Here is a 21,102-nt window from a genome sequence, read left to right as displayed (position 1 = left end):
CCACCGCGTTTGTCAAGGGTCCTCCGCTGGCTTTTCCAGCCTAGGCCGCAATCCGATTCGCCGACGCGGATATGGTGTTGACCGCTAACGTTTGCGATAGGCTGCCGGCATCACGCCCGGCATGGATGGAGGTACGGTGGCGGAGCAGACCCGGGCCGGTTCGCGGGCGACGCGGACACGGTCGACCGCCCGCACGGCGACCGAAGGAGCACCGACTCCGCGACGACGGCCGAAGAACCGCAAGGCACAGATCGCCGCGGTCGCCGCCGAGGCGTTCAGCGAACGCGGGTACCACAGCGTCGGGATCGACGAGATCGCGGCCGCGGTCGGCATTTCCGGCCCCGCCCTCTACCGGCACTTCCCCAACAAGTACGCGTTGTTCCGCGACGCCGCGCTGAGCCTGGGCACGACGCTCGGGACGGCGGTCGCCGAAGCGGACGCCGCGTGCGCCTCGATCGCCGACCCCGCCGAACGCCTCGACCGCCTGCTGCTCGCCGCGATCCGCACCACCGTCGAATGCCGCCGCACCGCCGGGCTCTACCGGTGGGAGAGCCGCTATCTCACCGCAGAGGACCGCGACGCGGTCCGGCGAGAGATCTGGGGGGTCAACCGTCGGATCGGGGCCGCGCTGGCGGCGCTGCGCCCTGAGCTCCCGGAACCGGACAACGTCATCCTCAGCGCGGCCATGCTCAGCGTCGTCGGCAGCATCACCGCACACCGCGCCCCGCTGGCCAACCGCCGGATCGAGCGGCTGCTGCTCGAGGCCTGCCGGTCCGTCGCGCGTGTCCGTCCGGCGACGACCGGCTGGTCACACGACGAGCCGCCCCGCGCCCCGGGCCTCGCCGTCGCCAACAAGCGCGAGGTGCTGCTGCACGAGGCGATCCTGCTGTTCTACGCCCGCGGGTACCACGACGTGAGCATCGAGGAGATCGGTGCGGCGGCCGGCATCAACGCCTCCGGCGTCTATCGGCACTTCGCGAGCAAGGCCGACCTGCTCGCCGCGGCCTTCCACCGGGCCGCGGACCGGCTCGCCGTCGCCGTGAACGGCACGCTGGCCGACTCCACGACTCCGGCCGAGGCGCTGCGCTCCCTGACCCGCGTGTACGTGCAGTTGTCGTTCGCCCGCAGCGAGCTGATGGTCGTGTACTTCACCGAGATCGGCAACCTGCCCGATTCGCACCGCACCGACCTGCGCAACATCCAGCGGCTCAACGTCGAGGAGTGGGCCCGCCTGCTCGGCGAGGTGCGTCCGGACCTGTCCGCCGTCGAGTGCCGATTCCTCGTGCACGCCGCGCTCAACCTCGTGCTCGACGTCGGACGTCTCCTGCACTTCGACGCCACACCCGCCAACGAGACCCGCGTGCAGCAACTCATGCTGGCGACCCTTCTCGGCGACACGGCCCTTCTCGCCGACCCGGCGGCGGACGCGTGACGCGTACGGCGCTCGCCGCGGTGGTGCGGGAGTACGGCGCGGACCCGCAGCTCGAACCGGTCCGGCTACCCGAACTGCGGCTTGACGAGATCGTCGTGCGCATCGCCGGCGTGGGCATCTGCCACACCGATCTGACGGCCGCGGCGGGCGGCGTCCCGGTACCGCTTCCCGTCGTCCTCGGACACGAAGGCGCCGGCACCGTCGTCGAGGCCGGTGCGGCGGTGTCGCGTCTCGCCGTCGGCGACCGGGTCGTGCTCGGCTTCGATTCGTGTCGTCGGTGCCGCAACTGTTCTCGCGGACGACCTGCCTACTGCGCGCGCTTCGCTCCGCTCAACTATGGTGGGTGCCGACCGGACGGGACGACCGTGCTGCGCGATGGATCGGGTGATCCGTTGCACGGTAACTGGTTCGGTCAGTCGTCCTTCGCGTCGCTCGTGGTCGCCACCGAGCGCAACGCGGTTCTGCTGCCGCGGGACGTGCCGGTCGAGCTGGCCGGCCCGCTGGGCTGCGGGCTGCAGACCGGCGCCGGGGCGGTGCTGCGGGTGCTGCGGCCCGAACCCGGTTCGTCCCTCGCGGTGTTCGGCCTCGGCGCGGTCGGCATGGCCGCCGTCATGGCGGCACGGATCGCCGGCTGCACGACCGTCGTGGGGGTGGACCCCGACGGCGGGCGCCGGGACCTGGCCCGCACGCTCGGAGCCACCGAGACCCTCACCCCCGCCGGGCACCCCGACGTCGGTCGCCGGATCCGCGAACTGACCGGCGGCGGTGTGGACTTCGCGGTCGAGGCCGTCGGCTCGGAGGACGTGATCCGGCAGGCACTGTCCTCGCTCACCGCCCCCGGAACCTGCGCCACACTGGGACTGCGGGCCGGCCGCAACCCGGTGACCGTCGACCAGACGCATCTGCTGGGCGGGCGCACCCTCACCGGCGTCATCGAGGGCGACGCCGACCCGCACGTGTTCCTCCCCGACCTCGTCCGCCTGTGGCAGCAGGGCTCGTTCCCGGTGGAGAAACTGATCCGCACCTTCCCGTTCGAACGATTCGACGAGGCGCTCGCCGCCGTCCGGGCCGGCGACGCCGTCAAGGCAGTACTCACCTTCGACCGTCAGGAGTGACCATGACCGTGGCCGACGAGCTGGCCGCACTGCGCAGCCGCACCGACACGATCTCGCCGCGCGAACTCGACGCCCTGTGGGCGCGCCTCGAACCCGCCCGTATCGACGATCTCGTCGGATACCGCTGGCGCGGATTCAGTTTCGACACCGGACACCGCACCCACACCCTGCTGGGCAGGGCCCGCTGGTACGGCAAGCAGTTCGCCGCTGCCCACGACGTGCAGCCGCTGATGTGCCGGGACGCGAACGGCGAGCTCTACTCCGACGTCGAAACCGGCCGCGGCGAGGCGTCGCTGTGGGAGGTCCGGTTCCGCGGCGAGGTGACCGCCACCATGGTCTACGACGGCATGCCGGTGTTCGACCACTTCAAGAAGGCCGACGACGACACGCTCGTCGGCGTCATGAACGGCAAGGGCGGGCTCGTGTTCGACGCGGGCGAGCACTACTGGTTCGGCCTCGAACGCGACATCGTGCTGTAGCCCCTGCGCAGCACCCCAGTGCGGCGGAACCCCCGCGCGTCGGGGCCGAATGTGACATCCGGTCGATGTGATCGACCGGATGTCACATTCGGTCACTCGGGGCGCCGGTCCAGGTGCTCGAGCAGCCGGCGGACCGCATCGTCGAACTGCCCCGCGGTCTGCGCGATCACCTCGTCGCGATCCCCCCTGCGGAACGCGTCGATCAATCGGGTGTGCGAGTCGACGGCGGACCGGCCCCATGCCGGGTCCGCTGTGTAGAGCCGGTAGGGGGTGTAGCGGGCCGCGCTGTAGAGGAACCAGGCGAGCTTCGGACTGTCCGCGATCCGGTTGACCTCGCGATGGAACTCGAACTCCGCGGCGGCGATACGGTCGGCGTCCGAGGACGAGACCGCGCGCCGCAGCTCGTCGTTCAGCGCGGTGAGCCGATCGAGGTCCGCAGGCTCCGCGACCCGCAGTACACGCACCGCCAGTTCCACGGCGATCCGTTTCTGCAGCCAGAAGATGTCGGTCACGTCGCCCCGCCCGAGCGGTGAGACGACGTAACCGCGGTTGGGCACCGACTCCACCAGCCCTTCGCCGCGTAGGGTCAGCAGCGCCTCCCGGACGGGGGTGACGCTGACCCCGAGTTCGGCTGCGGTCTCGTCGAGCCGCACGAAGTCGCCGGACCGCAGGGCGCCGGAGATGATGAGGCCCCGCAGGTGGATCGCGACCTCCTCCGAGAGCTGAGGCCGTCGCCGCAGGGGACGGGCCGCCCGGGTCGGTGCCGCCATCGTCTACAGCCCGTAGCTCTTGCCGATGATGTCGCGCTGGATCTCGTTGGTGCCGCCAAAGATCGTCGACACGACTGTGCGACGGACGTGGTGCTCCATGTCGAACTCGGTGGCGTATCCGTAGCCACCCATCATCTGCATGCCTTCGAGGGCCGTCTTCTTGGCGACCTCGGTGGCCTTGAGCTTGACCATGGACGCCTCGCGCGGGAACAACTTGCCCGGGTTGTCGTCGACGAGCCGCGCGACGCGGTAGACGAGCAGGCGCGTGGCCTCGATCTCGGTGGCCAGGTCGGCGACGCGGTGGCGGATGGCCTGGAACGTGCCGACCGGGCGGCCGAACTGCTTGCGTTCGGTGACGAACTGCAGGGCGTCGTCGAAGGCGCGCTGCGCGGTGCCGAGCATCATCGCGGCCAGGATGAGCCGCTCGGTGTTCAATCCGGCCATCAGCTGGGTCCAGCCGTTGCCGACCTCGCCGACGACGGCGTCCTCCGGCAGATGCACGTCGGTGAGGTAGAGGTCGTTGACCTCCTTGCCGCCCATGGTCTCGATGCCGCTGATCTTCAGTCCCGCAGTGCCGGCCGGCAGGTGGAACATCGTCAGGCCCTGATGCTTGGCGCCACTGCGGTCGGTGCGGGCGACGAGCAGGATGTTGTCGGCGAAGTGCGCGTTGGAGCACCAGGTCTTCTGGCCGTTGATCAGCCAGCCGTCGTCGACCTTCTCGGCGCGGCAGGTCAGGGCGCCGACGTCGGACCCGGCCTCGGGCTCGGACATGGAGATGGACTGGGATCTGCCTTCGACAATGCCGCCGAGCACCGTCTCCTTCTGCGCCTGCGTGCCGAACTTCTCGTAGGCGGCGCCGGTGATGAGGGTGGGTCCGATGCCGCCGATCGGTGCCATGCCCTTCGTGCTCTGCTCGAGCAGGATGCACAGGTCGACCGTGCTGCCGGCGGACCCGCCGAACTCCTCGGGCACCGTCACCCCGAGCCAGCCGAGCTCGGCCATCTTCCGGTACAGCTCCTGGCTGTGGCTGTGCTTGCCGTGGTCGGTGAGGGCGTCGCGCTGTTCGCGGGTGCCGACCTCCCGTCGGCAGAAATCGGCGACGGCTGCCGCGAAGTCCTGCTGCTCGGGAGTGAATTCCGTCAGGTTCGTGTGCATGGGATCGGCCTCCTGGCCTGGACAAGTAGTGGGGGGTTGTCGACATCGGACGCGCCGCCTAGTGTGATATCCACGACAGTGAATCACATCAAATATATTTGATGTGACCCATCGAAGGAAGCGGCGCCCATGACCCAGGAACTCACGCCCACCGATACCCAGCCCCCGGCCCCTCCGGGGGACACCTTCGCGAGTCTCGACCCGCGCAACGGGTCCGTCCTCGCCGAGTATCCGATCGCCGGCGCCGCCGACGTCACTGCCGCCGTCGGCCGCGCGCGTTCGGCGGCCCGATGGTGGGCCGACCAGGGCTTCCGTGGCCGCCGCGACTGGCTGCTCGAGTTCAAGAAGGCCGTCGCCGCCGACGCCGAGTCCCTCGCGGCCCTCGTCTCCGCCGAGACCGGCAAGCCGCGCGGTGACGCCTTCCTCGAGGTGATGCTCGCGATCGAGCACCTCGACTGGGCCGCCCGCAACGCCAGGAAGGTGCTGCGCCCGCGCACGGTGCCGTCCGGTCTCGCCAGCGCCAACCAGCGGGCTACCCTCGAGTACCAGCCGCTCGGCGTGATCGGCGTCATCGGACCGTGGAACTACCCGGTCTACACCCCGATGGGTTCGATCTCCTACGCCCTCGCCGCCGGCAACGCCGTCGTGTTCAAACCCTCCGAGCTGACCCCCGGCGTGGGCAAGTGGCTCGAGGAGAAGTGGAACGCACTCGCCCCCACGCAGCCGGTGTTCCAGGTGATCACCGGTCTCGGCGAGACCGGGGCGGCACTCGCCCGCTCCGGCGTCGACAAGATCGCCTTCACCGGCTCCGGTGCCACCGCCCGCAAGGTCATGGCCGTGTGCGCCGAGACCCTCACCCCGCTCGTCGCCGAGTGCGGGGGCAAGGACGCGATGATCGTCGCGGAGGACGCCGACCTCGACAAGGCCGTGGAGATGGCCGCGTTCGGCGCGTTCGGGAACGCGGGACAGACCTGCGCCGGCGTCGAACGCATCTACGTGGTCGATTCGGTCTACCGGCAGTTCCTCGACAAGCTCACCGCGACCATCGAGCGGGTGCGCCCCGGCGGCAGCGACGACGCGAGCTACGGACCGATGACCCTGCCCCGGCAGATCGACATCGTGCGCGGCCAGATCGACGACGCACTCGAGCACGGCGCCCGCGCCGTCGTCGGCGGCCGCGAGTCGGTGCACGACCGCTACGTCGACCCGGTGATCCTCACCGACGTCCCGGAGCGGTCCTCGGCCGTGTGCGAGGAGACGTTCGGCCCGACGGTCGTGGTCAACAAGGTGCGCGATCTCGACGAGGCCGTCGAGCGCGCCAACGCCACCGACTACGGCCTCGGCGCGTCGGTGTTCACCAAGGACCGCGCTCGCGGACGGAAGATCGCCGACCGGCTGCGCACCGGCATGGTGTCGGTGAACTCGGTGCTCGGTTTCGCGGGCATCCCGTCGCTGCCGTTCGGCGGCATCGGCGAATCCGGGTTCGGCCGCATCCACGGCGCCGACGGCCTGCGCGAATTCAGCCGGCCTAAGTCGGTGACCGTCGAGAAGTTCCGGGCACCGCTGAACCTGCTCACCCTCGAACGCACCGCGCGGGACATGAAGATCGCCGCGTGGATGCTCCGCACCCGGCACGGGCGGTGACGGCGATGACGTCGACCTCCCCCGACCGCACCCGGGAACGCACGCGCGGGGCGTCCGTCGTCGCCCACCCCGACGCCCGGACCGAGAAGGCCGCCACCTTCCCCGCGCCGAATCAGGACCCGCACGCCGGATTCGGCCGGTTCGGCTGGCTGAAGGTGATCGAGGGCCTGGACCCGGTCACCCACCACCAGGACATCCTGCGGATCACGGCCGGCTACGAGTTCCCTTGGGACTACCAGCGGTCGCTCGAGTTCGCGCTGTTCCGTACGTACTGTGTGCCGAGCATCTCCGCGCTGCTGGCCCGCACCGGCGAGTTCGAGCACCGCCCGCAGAAGCGCTACGACGACACCGCGATCCTGATGTCCGAACTCGTGGAGCACGGCTACGATTCCGACCGGGGTCGCGAGTCGCTGCGCAACGTCAACCGGATGCACGGCAAGTATTCGATCGACAACGACGACATGCTCTACGTCCTCTCGACGTTCGTCTACGACCCGATCGACTGGATCGACCGCTACGGCTGGCGGCGGTTGCACCCGCACGAGCGGCTCGCCTCGTTCCACTTCTACCGCCAGGTGGGGATCCGGATGGGGATCAAGAACATTCCGGAGTCGTACCAGGACTTCCAGCGGTTCAAGCTGGACTACGAAGACGCGCACTTCACCTACAGCGACGACAACCATCGCATCGGCACCTACACCCTGCGACTGTTCCAGTCGTGGTATCCGAAGGTGCTCGCACCCGCCGTCGCCACGGCGGTGTACTCGCTCATCGACGAGCGGATGGCGGCGGCGTTCGGGTTCCCGCAGGGCTCCCCGCGGGTCCGGGCCGTCGCGGAAGCCGCGCTGCGGGCCCGGTCGGCGGTGGTACGCCGGCTGCCGAAACGTCGGACCTCGATGGCCGCGAGCAATCCGAGCAACCGCACGTATCCGGGTTACCCGGAGGGCTATCGCCCGCGGGACCTCGGCGTGGAGTACTAGACCCGGGGAGGGAGGAGGCCGGTTCGCCGCCTGCGCGCAGGCGGCGGACCGGTGAACTCACACGGACGGCACTTCGGAGGTGACGTGCTCGACGGGCCGCCGGTTCGCCGCCGGCAGCGCGAGCGCAGCCACGAACACCACCACCGCGCAGGCGGCGCACGCCAGGTAGGCGATCGAGAATCCGGCCGTGCTGATGCCGCCGTTCACCAGATGCGCCGCGAGCACGGTCGCGACCACGGCGCTGCACACCGTGCTGCCCGTGGTGCGCAGCAGCACGTTGACGCCGTTCGCCGCGGCGGTCTGCTCGAGCGGGACCGCACCCATGATCAGCACCGGCAGTGTGCAGTAGACGAGCGTGGTGCCGATGGCGGCGACGCCGAGCGCCACCACCACCGACCACAGCGGCTTGTCGGGCACCGCATGCAGCGAGTACCCGCCCAGCAGGAACAACGCGCCGGCCAGCATGGGGACCTTCGTGCCCCACCGGTCGGACAACCGCGCGGCGACGAGGGCGAACGACATCATCGCGAAGCTCGCCGGTAGCTGGCACAGCGCCGCGAGCAGGATCGGCAGCCCGTATCCGGCGCCGTGGTCCGGGTCGGCCTGCAGCAACTGCGTGGTGATGAGGGTGTTGCCGTAGAACGCGAATCCGACCAGCAGGGCGGCCAGGTGCGGCATCAGGACCGTGCGCCGCGCCGAGGCCCGCAGGTCGACGAGCGGATTGCGGTTGCGCAGCTGCTGGAATCCCCACAGTCCGAACAGCACCACGGCGGCGGCGAACATCGACAGCACCGCGGGGCTGGTCCAGCCCCAGGTGCTGCCCTGGGTGAGGGGGACGAGCAGGCTCACCAGCGCGGCGCTCAGGCCGACCGCGCCGACGCCGTCGAACCGGCCGCCGGTGCGGGTGCGGGACTCGCGGATGAACACCGCGGCCGCGGTCGCCACCGCCGTGCCGATCGCGGTGGTGACCCAGAACAGCACGTGCCAGTCCGCGAACTGGACGATGGCGGCGGCGAACGGGATACCCAGCGCGGTGCCCAGACCGAGGGTGGAGCTGAGCAGGGCGATGGCGCGTCCGACGCGGGCCTTGGGCAGTTCCTCCCGCAGGATCGACATGCCGATCGGAATGACCGCCGCGCCCGCGCCCTGCAGGCCGCGGGCGGTGATGAGGACCGCGATGTTCGAGCTGATCGCGCACAGCAGCGATCCGACGGTCATCAGGACCAGCGCGACGAGCAGCATGCGCTTCTTGCCGACCATGTCGGCGAGCCGCCCGAAGATCGGGGTCATCACGGCCCCGACGAGCAGGGTGGTCGTCACCAGCCACGACACGGCCGTGGTGCCGGCGCCGGTCAGCGCCGGCATGCTCGGCAGCAGCGGCACCATGACCGTCTGCATGATCGCCTGGAAAATCGCCCCGACCGCGAGGATCGGGAAGACGAAGCGCGACGGCCGGGGCGCGGCCGCCGTCGTCGCCCCGCGGACGGACGGCACGGCGAGCGACCGGTCCGGCCGGGACCCGCGCAGCCGGAGGGGGTGGATGGACACGTACGCCATCGGTCCTCCTCCGTGCGGGGTGAATAATTGTTTACAAGGCTAAGTGAATAGCCGTTTACCCCGCAACAGAGGTGACCCGCATCTCACTCCGGGCCGTCGGTCACTCCGCTCCGTCGAGCAGCTTCTGCACCAGCGGCGCGTACCGCGCCACCACGTCCGGCACCGAACCGGTGGCCCGCTCCCCGAGCATGCGCCGCCGCATGATCGCCAGACCCATCACCATCGACATCGCCAGCTCCGCCCGCAACCGTGCATCCGGGCCGGGCAGCCGTGCCGCGAGCGCGTCGATCATCTGCTTCGAGTAGTTCTCCCGGAGCTTGCGGTTGCTCTCCTCGCTCGCCCCACTCATGAACAGGATGTTCATCGAGAGCGGCTTGTACGGTTCGAGCGGGCGCGCCAGCATCGACACCATCCGCTCCCCCAGTTGTTCGAGGGGTCCGTCGAACAAGACGTCCGCTGCGCTCTGGAAGTCGACCAGCGCGTCGAACAGCTGCTCCTTGGAGCCGAAGTACTTGATGATCAGTGCCGGGCTGACCCCGGCGTCCTCGGCGATGTCCTTGAGGGTGATCTCCCGGTACGGACGCGTCGCGAACGCCACGCCCGCCGCGTCGAGGATCCGGCGGCGCGTCTGCTCCCCGGTGCGTCTCGGGGCGGTCACAGTGTGCGTCGGCCCGAGAGCGCCCGCCCGAGGGTCAGCTCGTCGGCGAACTCGAGGTCGCCACCCATGGGCAGACCGGATGCCAGCCGCGTCACGGTCAGACCCGGGAAGTCCCGCAGCATCCGCACGAGGTACGTCGCCGTCGCCTCGCCCTCCGTGTTGGGGTCCGTCGCGATGATCACCTCGGTGACGTCGACGCCGTCCTCCTGATTGCCGATGCGGGTGAGCAGCTCACGGATCCGCAACTGGTCGGGACCGATTCCGCTGAGCGGATCGAGCGCGCCGCCGAGCACGTGGTAGCGCCCACGGAACTCGCGGGTGCGCTCGATGGCCTGCACGTCCTTCGGCTCCTCGACCACACAGATCTGGGTCCGGTCCCGGCGCGGATCGGAACAGATCCGGCACCGCTCCTGATCCGACACCGTGCCGCACACCTCGCAGAACCGGACACCGTCGCGCACCTGCTGCAGGGCCGCCTGCAGCCGGTCGATCTCCGGTGGCTCGAGCGACAACAGGTGGAACGCGATGCGCTGGGCGCTCTTCGGACCGATGCCCGGCAGCTTGCCGAGCTCGTCGATCAGATCCTGGACCGGTCCCTCGTACACGTGACTCCTCTAGAAGCCGGGCAGACCGGGGATGCTGCCGCCGAGCCCACCGGCCAGGGGACCGAGCTTCTCGGAGGCGATCTCCTGCGCCTTCGCCGACGCGTCGGCGATCGCCCCGATCACCAGATCCTGCAGCGTCTCCACGTCCTCGGGGTCGACGACCTTCGGGTCGATGCGCAGCCCGACGACCTCACCGGTCCCCTTCACCGTCGCCGTCACCAGGCCGCCACCGGCCTGGCCGGTCACCTCCGCCTGCGCCATCTCCGCCTGGGCGGCCATCAGCTGCTGCTGCATCTGCTGCGCCTGCGCCAGGAGCTGCTGCATGTCGGGCATTCCACCGGGTTCCACAGGCATGTCCTTTCCGCGGGATTTCGCAACTCAGGGTAGTCCGTCCCCGGTACCGTGACGGAATGCGCGTGCGTGGACTGTCCCGCCGGATCACCGTCGCCGCCACCTGCGTGCTGGCCCTGTCCCTGCCGGCAGTCCCGGCGACCGCGACCCAGGACCTGCCGCTGACCGGGCGCACCGTCTTCCTCGACCCCGGCCACAACGGCGCGAACGACGCGAGCATCACCACCCAGGTGCCCACCGGCCGCGGCGGCACCAAGAACTGCCAGACCACCGGCACCAGTACCGACTCGGGCTACGCGGAGCACACCTTCAACTGGGACGTCGCGATGCTCGTGCGCGCCGAACTCGAGCGGCTCGGCGCGCACGTGCTGCTCAGCCGCCCCGACGATGTGTCCGTCGCAGCCTGCGTGGACCGGCGCGCCGAGGAAGCCAACGCCTCCGGCGCGGACGTCGTGGTCAGCCTGCACGCCGACGGCGGTCCCGCCGACGGTCGCGGCTTCCACGTCAACTACTCGGCGCCCCCGCTCGACGAGGTGCAGGCCGGTCCGTCCGTCGCCCTCGCCGTCGCCGTGCGCGACGCCCTCGTCGACGCCGGACTGACCCCGTCCACCTACCTCGGCACCGACGGCCTGCTCGGCCGCGACGACCTGGCCGGCCTCAATCTGGCCCGACGGCCGTCGGTGCTGGTCGAGCTCGGCAACATGCGCAATGCGACGGACGCCGCGACGATGACCGATCCCGACGGGCGGCAGCGCTACGCCACCGCCGTCGTCGCCGGGATCGTCGCGTTCGCCGGCGACCCCGCCGAGGCCCTCTAGTCCAGTTCGCGCTTCAGGTTCGCCAGCACCTGCTCCTGGATCTTGCGCAGCCCGAGCGGCGCGAAGGTCTTCTCGAAGAAGCCGCCGATGCCACCCGCCCCCTTCCACTCGGTCAACGTCACCACGGTCGAGCCGGTGCCGTTGGGCACCACGCTCCACGTGGTCACCAGGGACGAGTTCGCGTCCCGCTCGGTGATCGTGCTGCCCGAGACCGCCACTCGCGCCTCGACGTCGCGGGCCCGCTTCTTCGTCGCCTGCAGGATCCAGTGCACGACCGTGCCGTCACCGCGGCCACCCGAGAGCACCCGGTAGTCGCGGTACTGCTCGGTGAGGATGCGCGGACGCACCGACTCGTAGTCCGCGAGCGCCTCGAGCACCCGCTCCGGTGCCGCGGTGAGCTGAATCGAACTGCTGGCGCTTACCTGTCCCACTGTTCCTCCTGTTGCTCGTGGGCCGCTCGTGGCGCGGCCGTCACCGGTTCCCATCCTGCCTGCTGCATCGTCGCGCCCGGCCGGGCCCGCGGGGCTATTGTGAAGGTCGCCACCGTGCGTCGCCCCAGGGAGTCGTATGCAGAAACCGAAGTCCGTCGTTGTCCCGAGCGGAGAATCCGCACATCGGGCGGGTGTCGAGCGCCTGTTGCGCTCCTACCGCGACATCCCGGCCGACGCCCCCGTGCGCCTGGCGAAGAAGACCTCCAACCTCTTCCGGGCCCGGGCCCGGGTGAACGCGCCCGGCCTCGACGTGTCCGGCCTCGGCGGTGTCGTCGCCGTCGACCCCGTCGCGCGCACCGCCGACGTCGCCGGCATGTGCACCTACGAGGACCTGGTCGACGCGACCCTGCCGCACGGCCTCGCACCCCTGGTGGTGCCGCAGTTGAAGACGATCACGCTCGGCGGCGCGGTCACCGGGCTCGGCATCGAGTCGACCTCCTTCCGCAACGGCCTGCCCCACGAGTCGGTCCTCGAGATGGACATTCTCACCGGCGCGGGCGAGATCGTCACCGCCACTCCCGACGGTGAGCACGCCGACCTGTTCCATGGCTTCCCCAACTCCTACGGCACCCTCGGCTACGCCACGCGCCTGCGCATCGAGCTCGAAGCGGTGAAACCGTACGTGGCGCTGCGGCATCTGCGGTTCGACACGCTCGACGAGATGCAGACGGCCCTCGACCGCATCGCCACCGAGCGGGTGCACGCCGGGGTGCCGGTCGACTACCTCGACGGGGTGATGTTCTCCGCCACCGAGTCGTACCTGACCCTCGGGACGCAGACCGACGCCCCGGGTCCGGTCAGCGACTACACCGGCGAGCACATCTACTACCGTTCGATCCAGCACGCGTCCGTCAACCATCCCCGGACCGACCGCCTCACCGTCCGGGACTACCTGTGGCGGTGGGACACCGACTGGTTCTGGTGCTCGCGCGCCTTCGGCGCCCAGAATCCCCGCATCCGGCGACTGTGGCCGAAGCGGCTGCTCCGCAGCAGCTTCTACTGGAAACTGATCGCCCTCGACCACCGCTACGGCGTCGCCGACCGTATCGAGCGACGGAAGGGGAACCTGCCGCGCGAACGTGTCGTGCAGGACATCGAGGTGCCGATCGAACGGACCGCCGAGTTCCTGCGCTGGTTTCTCGAAGAGATTCCGATCGAGCCGGTCTGGCTGTGCCCCTTGCGGTTACGCGAGGGCGGTCCGGCGGCACGCGACGCCCAGCGGCCGTGGCCCCTGTACCCGCTCGAACCGAAACGCACCTACGTCAACGTCGGCTTCTGGTCGTCGGTCCCGACCGTTGCGGGCGAGATCGAAGGCGCCGCGAACCGTCGCATCGAACACAAGGTCGCCGAGCTCGACGGCCACAAATCGCTGTACTCCGACTCGTACTACACGCGCGCGGAGTTCGAACAGCTCTACTACGGCGGTGGGGACTATCCCACCCTGAAGAAGCGTTACGATCCCGAATCCCGTTTGCTGGACCTCTTCTCGAAGGCGGTGCACAACAAATGACTACGTTGCGAGAACCACGCACGCCCGACGGCCGGCTCACCCTCGCCCAGATCCTCGAGACCGTCACCGGCGGTGCGCTGCCGGTGCGGTTCACCGCGTACGACGGCTCCAGCGCCGGCCCGACGGACGCCCCGTACGGCCTGCGGTTGACCTCCACGCGCGGCACGACCTATCTGGCGACTGCACCCGGCGACCTCGGCATGGCCCGCGCCTACGTCTCGGGTGACCTCGAAGCCGAAGGAGTCCACCCCGGCAACCCGTACGAGCTCCTGAAGGCCCTGGGCGACCTGCACTTCCAGCGCCCACCGGCACTGACGCTCGCGCAGATCGCCCGCTCGCTGGGGCTGGAGACGCTCAAGCCCATCGCGCCGCCCCCGCAGGAGCACCTGCCGCGCTGGCGCCGGTTCGCGGAGGGGCTCCGGCATTCGCGCAGCCGTGACGCCGAGGTGATCCATCATCACTACGACGTCTCGAATGCGTTCTACGAGCACGTCCTGGGCCCGTCCATGACGTACACGTGCGCGCTGTTCGACTCCGAGGCGCAGAGCCTCGAGGACGCACAGGAGAACAAGTACCGCCTCATCTTCGAGAAGCTGCGGCTGCAGCCCGGGGACCGGCTCCTCGACATCGGTTGCGGCTGGGGCGGGATGGTGCGGTACGCGGCACGGCGCGGCGTCAAGGCACTCGGCGTCACCCTGTCGCGTGAGCAGGCGGAGTGGGCGCAGAAGACCATCGCCGACGAGGGACTCACCGATCTCGCCGAGGTCCGCTTCTCCGACTACCGCGACGTGCCCGAGACGGGCTTCGACGCGATCTCCTCGATCGGGCTGACCGAGCACATCGGCGTGCAGAACTATCCGGCGTACTTCCGCCGGTTGCACGACAAGCTGCGCGAGGGCGGCTTGCTGCTCAATCACTGCATCACCCGTCCGGTCAACCGCGGTCCCGTCAAGGCCGGGGGCTTCATCGACCGGTACGTCTTCCCCGACGGGGAACTCACCGGCTCGGGGCGCATCATCACCGAGGTGCAGGACGTCGGCCTCGAGGTGCTGCACGAGGAGAACCTGCGCCAGCACTACGCGCTGACGTTGAAGGGCTGGTGCGAGAACCTCGTCGCCAACTGGGACGCGTGCGTCGCCGAGGTCGGCGAGGGCACCGCCCGCGTGTGGGGTCTGTACATGGCCGGATCCCGCCTCGGCTTCGAACGCAACGTCGTGCAGTTGCACCACGTCCTGGCCGTCAAGCTCGGCCCGGACCAGGAGCCGAACGTCCCGCTGCGTCCCTGGTGGATCGCCTGAGCGAGCCGGTCTTCACACAGAAAATGGACATCCGCACGCGTCCGGACGCGTGCGGATGTCCATTTGTGTTGCGACTGTGGGGGGTCAGCGCAGGGACGCGGGTGGGGTGAAGCGCTCGCCGTACTTGGCGGCGAGTTCCTCGGCACGCTTGACGAAGCCCTCCTTGCCGCCGGGGTAGCCGACGATGTACTGGGCGACGCCACCGGTCCAGGCCGGGAAGCCGATGCCGAGGATCGAGCCGATGTTGGCGTCGGCGGTGGTGCGCAGCACGCCCTCGTCGAAGCACTTCTGCGTCTCGATGGCCTCGATGAACAGCATCCGCTCGATCAGGTCCTGGATCGGGACGTCGGTGGGGGCACTGTTGAACTTCTCACGCAGACCCGGCCAGATGCGGGTGCGCTTGCCGTCGACGTACTCGTAGAAGCCGCCGCCGCCCGCGCGGCCCGGACGGCCCTCGTCGACGAGGAAGTCGACGACGGTGGACGAATCGTCCTGCGGCACCTTCAGACCCGAGGCCTCGGTCGCCGCCTCGGTCTCCTTGCGGATCTTCTGCATCAGTGTCAGGTTCAGCTCGTCCGACAGCTGCAGCGGCGGCGCCGGGTAGCCGGCCTGCGAGCCGGCCTGCTCGATCGTCGCGGGCTCGATGCCCTCGCCGACCATGCGGATCGCCTCGTTGACGAACGTGCCGATGACGCGCGAGGTGAAGAAGCCCCGCGAGTCGTTGACGACGATGGGGGTCTTACGGATCTGCTGAGCGAGATCGAACGCCTTGGCCAGCGTCGCGTCGGAGGTCTTCTCCCCGGCGATGATCTCGAGCAGCGGCATCTTGTCCACCGGCGAGAAGAAGTGCAGGCCGATGAAGTCCTCCTGCCGCGTCACACCTTCCGCGAGACCGGTGATCGGCAGCGTCGAGGTGTTCGAACCGAGCACCGCGTCCGGCGCGACGACGTCCTGGATCTCCTGGAACACCTTGTGCTTGAGTTCGGTGTTCTCGAACACCGCCTCGATGACGAGGTCCGCGCCGGCCAGATCGGCGACGTCGGCGGTGGGGGTGATGCGGGCGAGCAGCGCCGCGGACTTCTCCTCCGTCGTCTTGCCGCGCGAGAGCGCCTTGGCCTCGAGGCCTTCCGAGTACGCCTTGCCCTTCTGCGCCGACTCGATCGTGACGTCCTTGAGGATCACGTCCATGCCGGCCTTGGCGCACACGTAGGCGATGCCCGCGCCCATCATGCCCGCGCCCAGCACGGCGACCTTCCGGAAGGTGGTCTTCGGGAACGGCGTGCCGTCGGCCTGGTTCGGCCGCGACGCACCGGAATTGATGGCCTGCATGTCGAAGAAGAACGCCTGGATCATGTTCTTGGCGACCTGGCCGGTGACGAGCTCGGTAAAGTACCGGCCCTCGATCTTCGACGCGTTGTCGATGTCGACCTGCGAGCCCTCCACGGCGGCGGCCATGATGGCCCGCGGCGCCGGCATCGGGGCACCCTTGAGCTGCTTGCGCAGGTTCGCCGGGAACGCCGGCAGGTTCGCCGCGAACGCCGGCGACGCCGGGGTGCCACCGGGGATCTTGAAGCCCTTCTTGTCCCAGGGCTGCACGCCGCCCTCGGGGTTGGCCTTGATCCACGCCTTGGCGGCGGGGACGAGTTCGTCGATGCTGCCGACGATCTCGTCGATCAGGCCGATCTCCTTCGCCTTGGCCGGGTTGTAGCGCTGACCCTGCAGCAGCACCTGCATCAGCGCGGTCTGCAGACCCAGCATCCGCACGGTGCGGGTGACGCCGCCACCGCCGGGCAGCAGACCCAGCGTCGCCTCGGGCAGGCCGATCTGCACGCCCTTGACGTCGGCCACGATGCGGTGGTGAGTGGCGAGCGCGATCTCGAGGCCGCCGCCGAGGGCCGCACCGTTGATCGCGGCGACGACGGGCTTGCCGAGGGTTTCGAGCCGGCGCAGGTCCGCCTTGATCGCCTCGACCTCGTCGAAGATCTGCTGCGCGTCCTCCGGGCCGACCTTGATCATGTTCTTCAGGTCGCCGCCGGCGAAGAAGGTCTTCTTGGCGGAGGTGATCACGACACCGGTGATGTCGTCCTTCTCGGCGACGAGGCGGTCGACGGTGGCCTTCATCGACGCCTTGTACAGCTCGTTCATGGTGTTCGCGCCCTGGTTCGGGTCGTCGAGGGTCAGCACCACGATGCCGTCGGCGTCGCGCTCCCAGCCGATCATGTTGTTCTCAGTCACTGTGAATTCCCCAGTCCCTTCCGAAGTTTCAGACGCGCTCGATGATCGTGGCCACACCCATGCCGCCACCGATGCAGAGGGTGACGAGGGCGCGGCGGGCACCGCGGCGCTCGAGCTCGTCGACCATCGTTCCCATGATCATGGCGCCGGTCGCGCCGAGCGGGTGCCCCATCGCGATGGCGCCGCCGTTGACGTTGAGCTTCTCGTCCGGAATCTTCAGGTCCTTCTGGAACTTGAGCACGACGGACGCGAACGCCTCGTTGATCTCGAACAGATCGATGTCGTCCACGGTCAGGCCGGCAGCGGCGAGCACCTTGTGCGCGGCCGGGGTGGGGCCGGTGAGCATGATCGTCGAGTCCGCACCCGACGTGGCGGTGGCGACGATGCGCGCCCGCGGGGTCAGGCCCATGTCCTTGCCGGCCTGCTCGGAACCGACGAGCACCAGCGCGGCGCCGTCGACGATGCCGGAGCTGTTGCCGCCGTGGTGAACGTGGTCGATCTTCTCCACGAAGTGGTACTTCTGCAGCGCGACGGCGTCGAAGCCGCCCATCTCGCCGACCATCGCGAACGACGGCTGCAGTCCGGCCAGACCCGCGAGGGTGGTGTCGGGACGCATGTGCTCGTCGTGGTCGAGGACGGTCAGGCCGTTCTGGTCCTTGACCGGCACCACGGACTTGGCGAAGTAGCCGCCGGACCAGGCCGCCGCGGCGAGCTGCTGCGAGCGGAGCGCGTACGCGTCGACATCCTCGCGGCTGAAGCCCTCCATGGTGGCGATCAGGTCGGCGCTGACACCCTGCGGCACGAAGTAGGTGTCGTAGTTGGTGGCGGGGTCCAGCGCCCACGGGCCGCCGTCGGAGCCCATCGGCACCCGCGACATCGATTCGACGCCGCCCGCGACGACGAGTTCGTCCCAGCCGGAGCGGACCTTCTGCGCGGCCATGTTCACGGCCTCGAGGCCGGAGGCGCAGAAGCGGTTGATCTGCACGCCGCCGACGGTGTCGGGCATGCGCGCCGCGGTGACCGCGGTGCGGGCGATGTCGGCGCCCTGGTCACCCACCGGCCCGACGACGCCGAGGATCAGGTCCGAGATGCGGTTCTCGTCCAGGTCGGGGAACCGCACGCGCAGTTCGTCGATCAGGCCGGTGACCAAGGAGATCGGCTTGACCGAGTGCAGCGACCCGGTCTTCTTGCCGCGGCCGCGCGGAGTTCGGATGGCTTCGTAGATGAATGCCTCGGAGGTCACAGTGCGCAGGTTCCTTCCCGTGCTTTGCGGATGCGAGGGGCGCCAGCTCGTGACAGCCGTCACGCCCGACGTCGTCCACCCTAGGAGCCGGAGCGCCGCGGACTGAAGGACCGAACCGAGCGGAGTCCGTGACCGAACCGAGCGGACGTTCACGCCCCGAGGCCGGCCTCGCGGGCCCGCACGATCGCGGTCGACCGGTCGGCCGCGCCGAGCTTGCCGAGCACGTTCGACACGTGGTTGCGCACCGTTTTCGGGCTCAGTACCAGCCGACGGGCGATGGTGGCGTTGTCGTGCCCGCGCGCCATCAGGTCCAGCACCTCGCGTTCCCGGTCGGTCAGTTCCGGGAACACCGTGGGCGCCAGGGTGCGGGAGGCGGCCATCGCGCCGATCGCCTTGGCGGCGACGGCGGCACCGACGATGACCTCGCCGTCCGCGACGGCCCGGATCGCCCGCTCCACACCCGACGGGTCCGCTCCTTTGACGAGATAGCCGCGTGCTCCGGCGCGCACCGAGGCGACGAGCGAGTCCTCGTCCTCGTGCATGGTCACCACCAGCACCCGCAACCCGGGGAACCGTCCGAGCAACAGGCGGGTCGCCTCGATGCCCGAGCCGTCCCCGAGTTCGAGGTCCATGAGCACGACGTCGACGTCCGCGGTGATCACCTCGAGCGCCTCGGCGACCGAACTTGCCTGCGCCACCACCTCGATGCCGTCGAGGGTGCCCAGCAGGGCGACGAGGCCGAGCCGGAACACGGGATGGTCGTCGACGACCGCGACGGCGATCGCCGTGGGGGTGCTCACGACGGTCCCCACGGCAGATGCGCCGTGACGACGGTGCCGTGCGGCTGCGCCGCGGTGATCTCGACGCTGCCGCCGACGTCCTCGGCGCGTTCGCGCATGCTGTGCGTTCCCACTCCCCGTCGCGCGTTCCGGTCCATCCCCCGGCCCGCGTCGCGCACCTCGAGGGTGAGCCGGTCCGCCGCCGACCGCACGCGCACGCGGCATCCGGCGGCCCCGCTGTGCCGGCGCGCATTGGTGACCGCCTCGGCGGCGATGCCGTACGCCGCCGCGACGACCGCACCGCTGCGGCCCGAGGGCACGTCGGCATCCACCTCGACGCGAAACCCGCTGCGCGAGTGGACAGCCGACATCTCCTCCAGCGCGGCGGCGAGACCGAGCTCGTCGAGCGCGGGCGGCAGCAGCCCCCGGGAGAGCTCGCGCACCCCCTCGACCTGGTGGTCGAGCTCGCGCAGCAGGGAGTCGATCAGCGGAACGGCGTCGGCGGAGTCGGAATCGACGAGGTTGCGGGCGCCCTGCAGCCCGAGCCGGATGCCGGCCAGCGACGGACCGAGCCCGTCGTGCAGTTCCCGGCGGATGGTGCGACGTTCGGCGAGCCGCGCCTCGGTGAGCCGGGCGCGGGCGGCGTCGAGCTCCTCGGAGGACCGCAGCACCACGAGGCCGGCCTCGACCACGGAGGCGAGCTCGCCGAGCGCGCGGAGGCTGCGGGGCCCGAGGGTCTCGCCGGGTGGCGCCGTCACCTCGACCCGGCCGTCGCGCAGGACGACCTCCTCGCCGGGGCCGGTGGGTGTGCCCCAGCGGGCGAGCATTTCGTCGTCGCGGCGCACCGTCACGGACTCGAGTCGCAGCGCGACGCCGATGCCGGCGGCGAGGTCCTCGAGCAGTTGTCGCGGCGTCTGTGCCCCGGCGAAGTGCCGGCCGAGCCGGCGCACCGCGCTCGCCGGATCGTCGCCCTCGCCGTAGACGAGAGTGTGCACGCGGCGGGTCAGCCAGGCCCGCACCGGCTGCACCGCCAGCGCCACCGCGACCGCCGCGACGGCCTGGGCCACGACCGAGCCGTCCGTCGGCAGGATCAGGGCGACGGTGGCGGTCACGACGAGGTAGCCGGTGGCGAGTACCGCGACGAGGCTGCCGGCGACGGCGGCGCGGCTGACGGCGAGGTCGAGCCCCCACAATCGTTGCCGCAGCACCACCACGAGGATCGCGACCGGGTAGAACGCCTGGGTGGCCAGGTGCAGCAGGGGTGTGAGCATCCACGGCAGGCCGGGCACCGCGAGCGGGATGTAGGACACGGCCATCAGCGCGGTGCCGAGCGCGAGCCAGCCCAGGCCGATGCGGTCGGAGACCGGGCCGCGCCGCCACCGGTAGGTGATGTCCGCAGCGGCGAGCAGACCGACGGTGACGACGGGCAGCACGAGCCAGCCGACGGCGGTGCCGGTGAAGGTGCGGGCCCAGAAGAACCAGGCGGTGACCGCGGCACCGGTGAGTACACCGAGACGGGCGCGCCGGTCGAGCGGTGCGTCACGGACCAGCCAGGGCACCACCAGGAACAGTGCCAGGGTGCCGGGGATCCACGTGGTGCTCTGCAGGGGCGCGAGGATCCCGGCGAACGGCAGCCCGGGCCGCACCTGCGCGAGCTTCGTCCAGGCATAGCTCAGGGCCGAGAGCCCGACGCCGATCGATGCGAGCGACAGCAGCAGCGGCACCGGATGCACCCGGCGGGCGAGCACCACCCCGGCGACGGTCCCGTACACGGCGGCGCCGACGACGTCGACGAGGAAGAACAGCTGATCCGAATCGAGGTCCGGACGAGCGGCCGCGAAGACGGCGAGGGCGGTGACGGCGAGACCACACGACAGCACGGCGACGACGGCGGCGGGCACCGGTGCGCCACCGGTGCCCGCCGCCGTCTCGGATGCGTCCGCAACAGCCATGGTGCGGTGAGTATGCCCCGCGGCCGGTCC

19 protein-coding genes are annotated in these 21,102 nt (G+C 70.2%); 8 read left to right on the top strand and 11 right to left on the bottom strand.

The features are described 5' to 3' along the window. Positions 1–136 precede the first annotated feature (136 nt). From QYS60_RS16635 to QYS60_RS16625, 3 genes are read left to right on the top strand one after another with little or no spacing between them, the layout of a single operon-like run. Positions 137–1,432, top strand: a complete 1,296-nt coding sequence (locus tag QYS60_RS16635) for a TetR/AcrR family transcriptional regulator (protein ID WP_371383691.1) — start codon at positions 137–139, stop codon at positions 1,430–1,432. Next, positions 1,429–2,547, top strand: coding sequence for an NAD(P)-dependent alcohol dehydrogenase (locus tag QYS60_RS16630; RefSeq protein ID WP_289377947.1), 1,119 nt, complete (start codon positions 1,429–1,431; stop codon positions 2,545–2,547). The genes QYS60_RS16635 and QYS60_RS16630 overlap by 4 nt, the downstream gene beginning before the upstream one ends. A gap of 2 nt (positions 2,548–2,549) precedes the next feature. Next, positions 2,550–3,026 (top strand): DUF4334 domain-containing protein, encoded by a 477-nt coding sequence (locus QYS60_RS16625; RefSeq protein WP_289377948.1) that lies wholly within the window; start codon positions 2,550–2,552, stop codon positions 3,024–3,026. A gap of 92 nt (positions 3,027–3,118) precedes the next feature. Here QYS60_RS16625 and QYS60_RS16620 read toward each other — a convergent pair whose 3' ends face one another. Beyond that, positions 3,119–3,796 (bottom strand): GntR family transcriptional regulator, encoded by a 678-nt coding sequence (locus QYS60_RS16620; RefSeq protein WP_371383690.1) that lies wholly within the window; start codon positions 3,794–3,796, stop codon positions 3,119–3,121. A gap of 3 nt (positions 3,797–3,799) precedes the next feature. Further along, a complete protein-coding gene (locus QYS60_RS16615; RefSeq protein ID WP_371383689.1) occupies positions 3,800–4,951 on the bottom strand; it encodes an acyl-CoA dehydrogenase family protein in 1,152 nt (383 codons plus the stop codon). Positions 4,952–5,080: 129 nt separating this feature from the next. Here QYS60_RS16615 and QYS60_RS16610 point away from each other — a divergent pair, with 129 nt between their 5' ends. Beyond that, complete coding sequence (locus QYS60_RS16610) at positions 5,081–6,595, top strand: aldehyde dehydrogenase family protein (protein WP_289377951.1); 1,515 nt, start codon at positions 5,081–5,083, stop codon at positions 6,593–6,595. A gap of 5 nt (positions 6,596–6,600) precedes the next feature. Next, positions 6,601–7,575, top strand: a complete 975-nt coding sequence (locus QYS60_RS16605; protein ID WP_289377952.1) for an oxygenase MpaB family protein — start codon at positions 6,601–6,603, stop codon at positions 7,573–7,575. Positions 7,576–7,632: 57 nt separating this feature from the next. Here QYS60_RS16605 and QYS60_RS16600 read toward each other — a convergent pair whose 3' ends face one another. The 4 genes from QYS60_RS16600 to QYS60_RS16585 form a co-directional block, all read right to left on the bottom strand. Next, positions 7,633–9,132, bottom strand: coding sequence for an MFS transporter (locus QYS60_RS16600; protein WP_054373314.1), 1,500 nt, complete (start codon positions 9,130–9,132; stop codon positions 7,633–7,635). A 100-nt stretch (positions 9,133–9,232) separates the two neighbouring features. Further along, a complete protein-coding gene (locus QYS60_RS16595) occupies positions 9,233–9,790 on the bottom strand; it encodes a TetR/AcrR family transcriptional regulator (protein WP_003935372.1) in 558 nt (185 codons plus the stop codon). Beyond that, positions 9,787–10,395 carry a recombination mediator RecR gene (recR, locus tag QYS60_RS16590; RefSeq protein WP_003935373.1) on the bottom strand — a complete coding sequence of 203 codons (609 nt, stop codon included), beginning with the start codon at positions 10,393–10,395 and terminating at the stop codon, positions 9,787–9,789. The genes QYS60_RS16595 and recR overlap by 4 nt, the downstream gene beginning before the upstream one ends. 9 nt (positions 10,396–10,404) lie before the next feature. Next, entirely contained in the window at positions 10,405–10,728 is a 324-nt protein-coding gene (locus QYS60_RS16585) for a YbaB/EbfC family nucleoid-associated protein (RefSeq protein WP_040781537.1), read from the bottom strand. A gap of 77 nt (positions 10,729–10,805) precedes the next feature. Here QYS60_RS16585 and QYS60_RS16580 point away from each other — a divergent pair, with 77 nt between their 5' ends. Continuing rightward, positions 10,806–11,564: an Rv3717 family N-acetylmuramoyl-L-alanine amidase gene (locus QYS60_RS16580; RefSeq protein WP_371383688.1), complete on the top strand. Its 759-nt coding sequence runs from the start codon at positions 10,806–10,808 to the stop codon at positions 11,562–11,564. Here QYS60_RS16580 and QYS60_RS16575 read toward each other — a convergent pair. Next, the gene (locus tag QYS60_RS16575) at positions 11,561–11,995 is read right to left on the bottom strand and encodes an SRPBCC family protein (protein WP_003935377.1); all 435 of its coding nucleotides are present in this window, start codon (positions 11,993–11,995) and stop codon (positions 11,561–11,563) included. The two genes, QYS60_RS16580 and QYS60_RS16575, sit on opposite strands and share 4 nt — an antisense overlap. A gap of 136 nt (positions 11,996–12,131) precedes the next feature. Here QYS60_RS16575 and QYS60_RS16570 point away from each other — a divergent pair, with 136 nt between their 5' ends. Both QYS60_RS16570 and QYS60_RS16565 read left to right on the top strand, forming a co-directional pair. After that, a complete protein-coding gene (locus QYS60_RS16570; protein WP_371383687.1) occupies positions 12,132–13,565 on the top strand; it encodes an FAD-binding oxidoreductase in 1,434 nt (477 codons plus the stop codon). Next, positions 13,562–14,863 (top strand): class I SAM-dependent methyltransferase, encoded by a 1,302-nt coding sequence (locus QYS60_RS16565; RefSeq protein ID WP_371383686.1) that lies wholly within the window; start codon positions 13,562–13,564, stop codon positions 14,861–14,863. Before QYS60_RS16570 ends, QYS60_RS16565 begins: the two co-directional genes overlap by 4 nt. Positions 14,864–14,947: 84 nt before the next feature. On the opposite strand, the gene QYS60_RS16560 is transcribed toward QYS60_RS16565, so the two are convergent. From QYS60_RS16560 to QYS60_RS16545, 4 genes are all read right to left on the bottom strand, one after another. After that, positions 14,948–17,098: a 3-hydroxyacyl-CoA dehydrogenase NAD-binding domain-containing protein gene (locus tag QYS60_RS16560; RefSeq protein ID WP_289377958.1), complete on the bottom strand. Its 2,151-nt coding sequence runs from the start codon at positions 17,096–17,098 to the stop codon at positions 14,948–14,950. Between the two features lie 28 nt (positions 17,099–17,126). Then, positions 17,127–18,341 (bottom strand): acetyl-CoA C-acetyltransferase, encoded by a 1,215-nt coding sequence (locus tag QYS60_RS16555; RefSeq protein ID WP_003935381.1) that lies wholly within the window; start codon positions 18,339–18,341, stop codon positions 17,127–17,129. Positions 18,342–18,490: 149 nt separating this feature from the next. Continuing rightward, a complete protein-coding gene (locus QYS60_RS16550; protein WP_371383685.1) occupies positions 18,491–19,153 on the bottom strand; it encodes a response regulator in 663 nt (220 codons plus the stop codon). Further along, positions 19,138–21,072 (bottom strand): histidine kinase, encoded by a 1,935-nt coding sequence (locus tag QYS60_RS16545; RefSeq protein WP_289377959.1) that lies wholly within the window; start codon positions 21,070–21,072, stop codon positions 19,138–19,140. The genes QYS60_RS16550 and QYS60_RS16545 overlap by 16 nt, the downstream gene beginning before the upstream one ends. Positions 21,073–21,102 lie beyond the last annotated feature (30 nt).

This window comes from Rhodococcus sp. GXMU-t2271 (assembly GCF_041414735.1).
GTDB lineage: Bacteria > Actinomycetota > Actinomycetes > Mycobacteriales > Mycobacteriaceae > Rhodococcus > Rhodococcus indonesiensis.
This window is presented reverse-complemented; position numbering and strand designations above follow the sequence as displayed.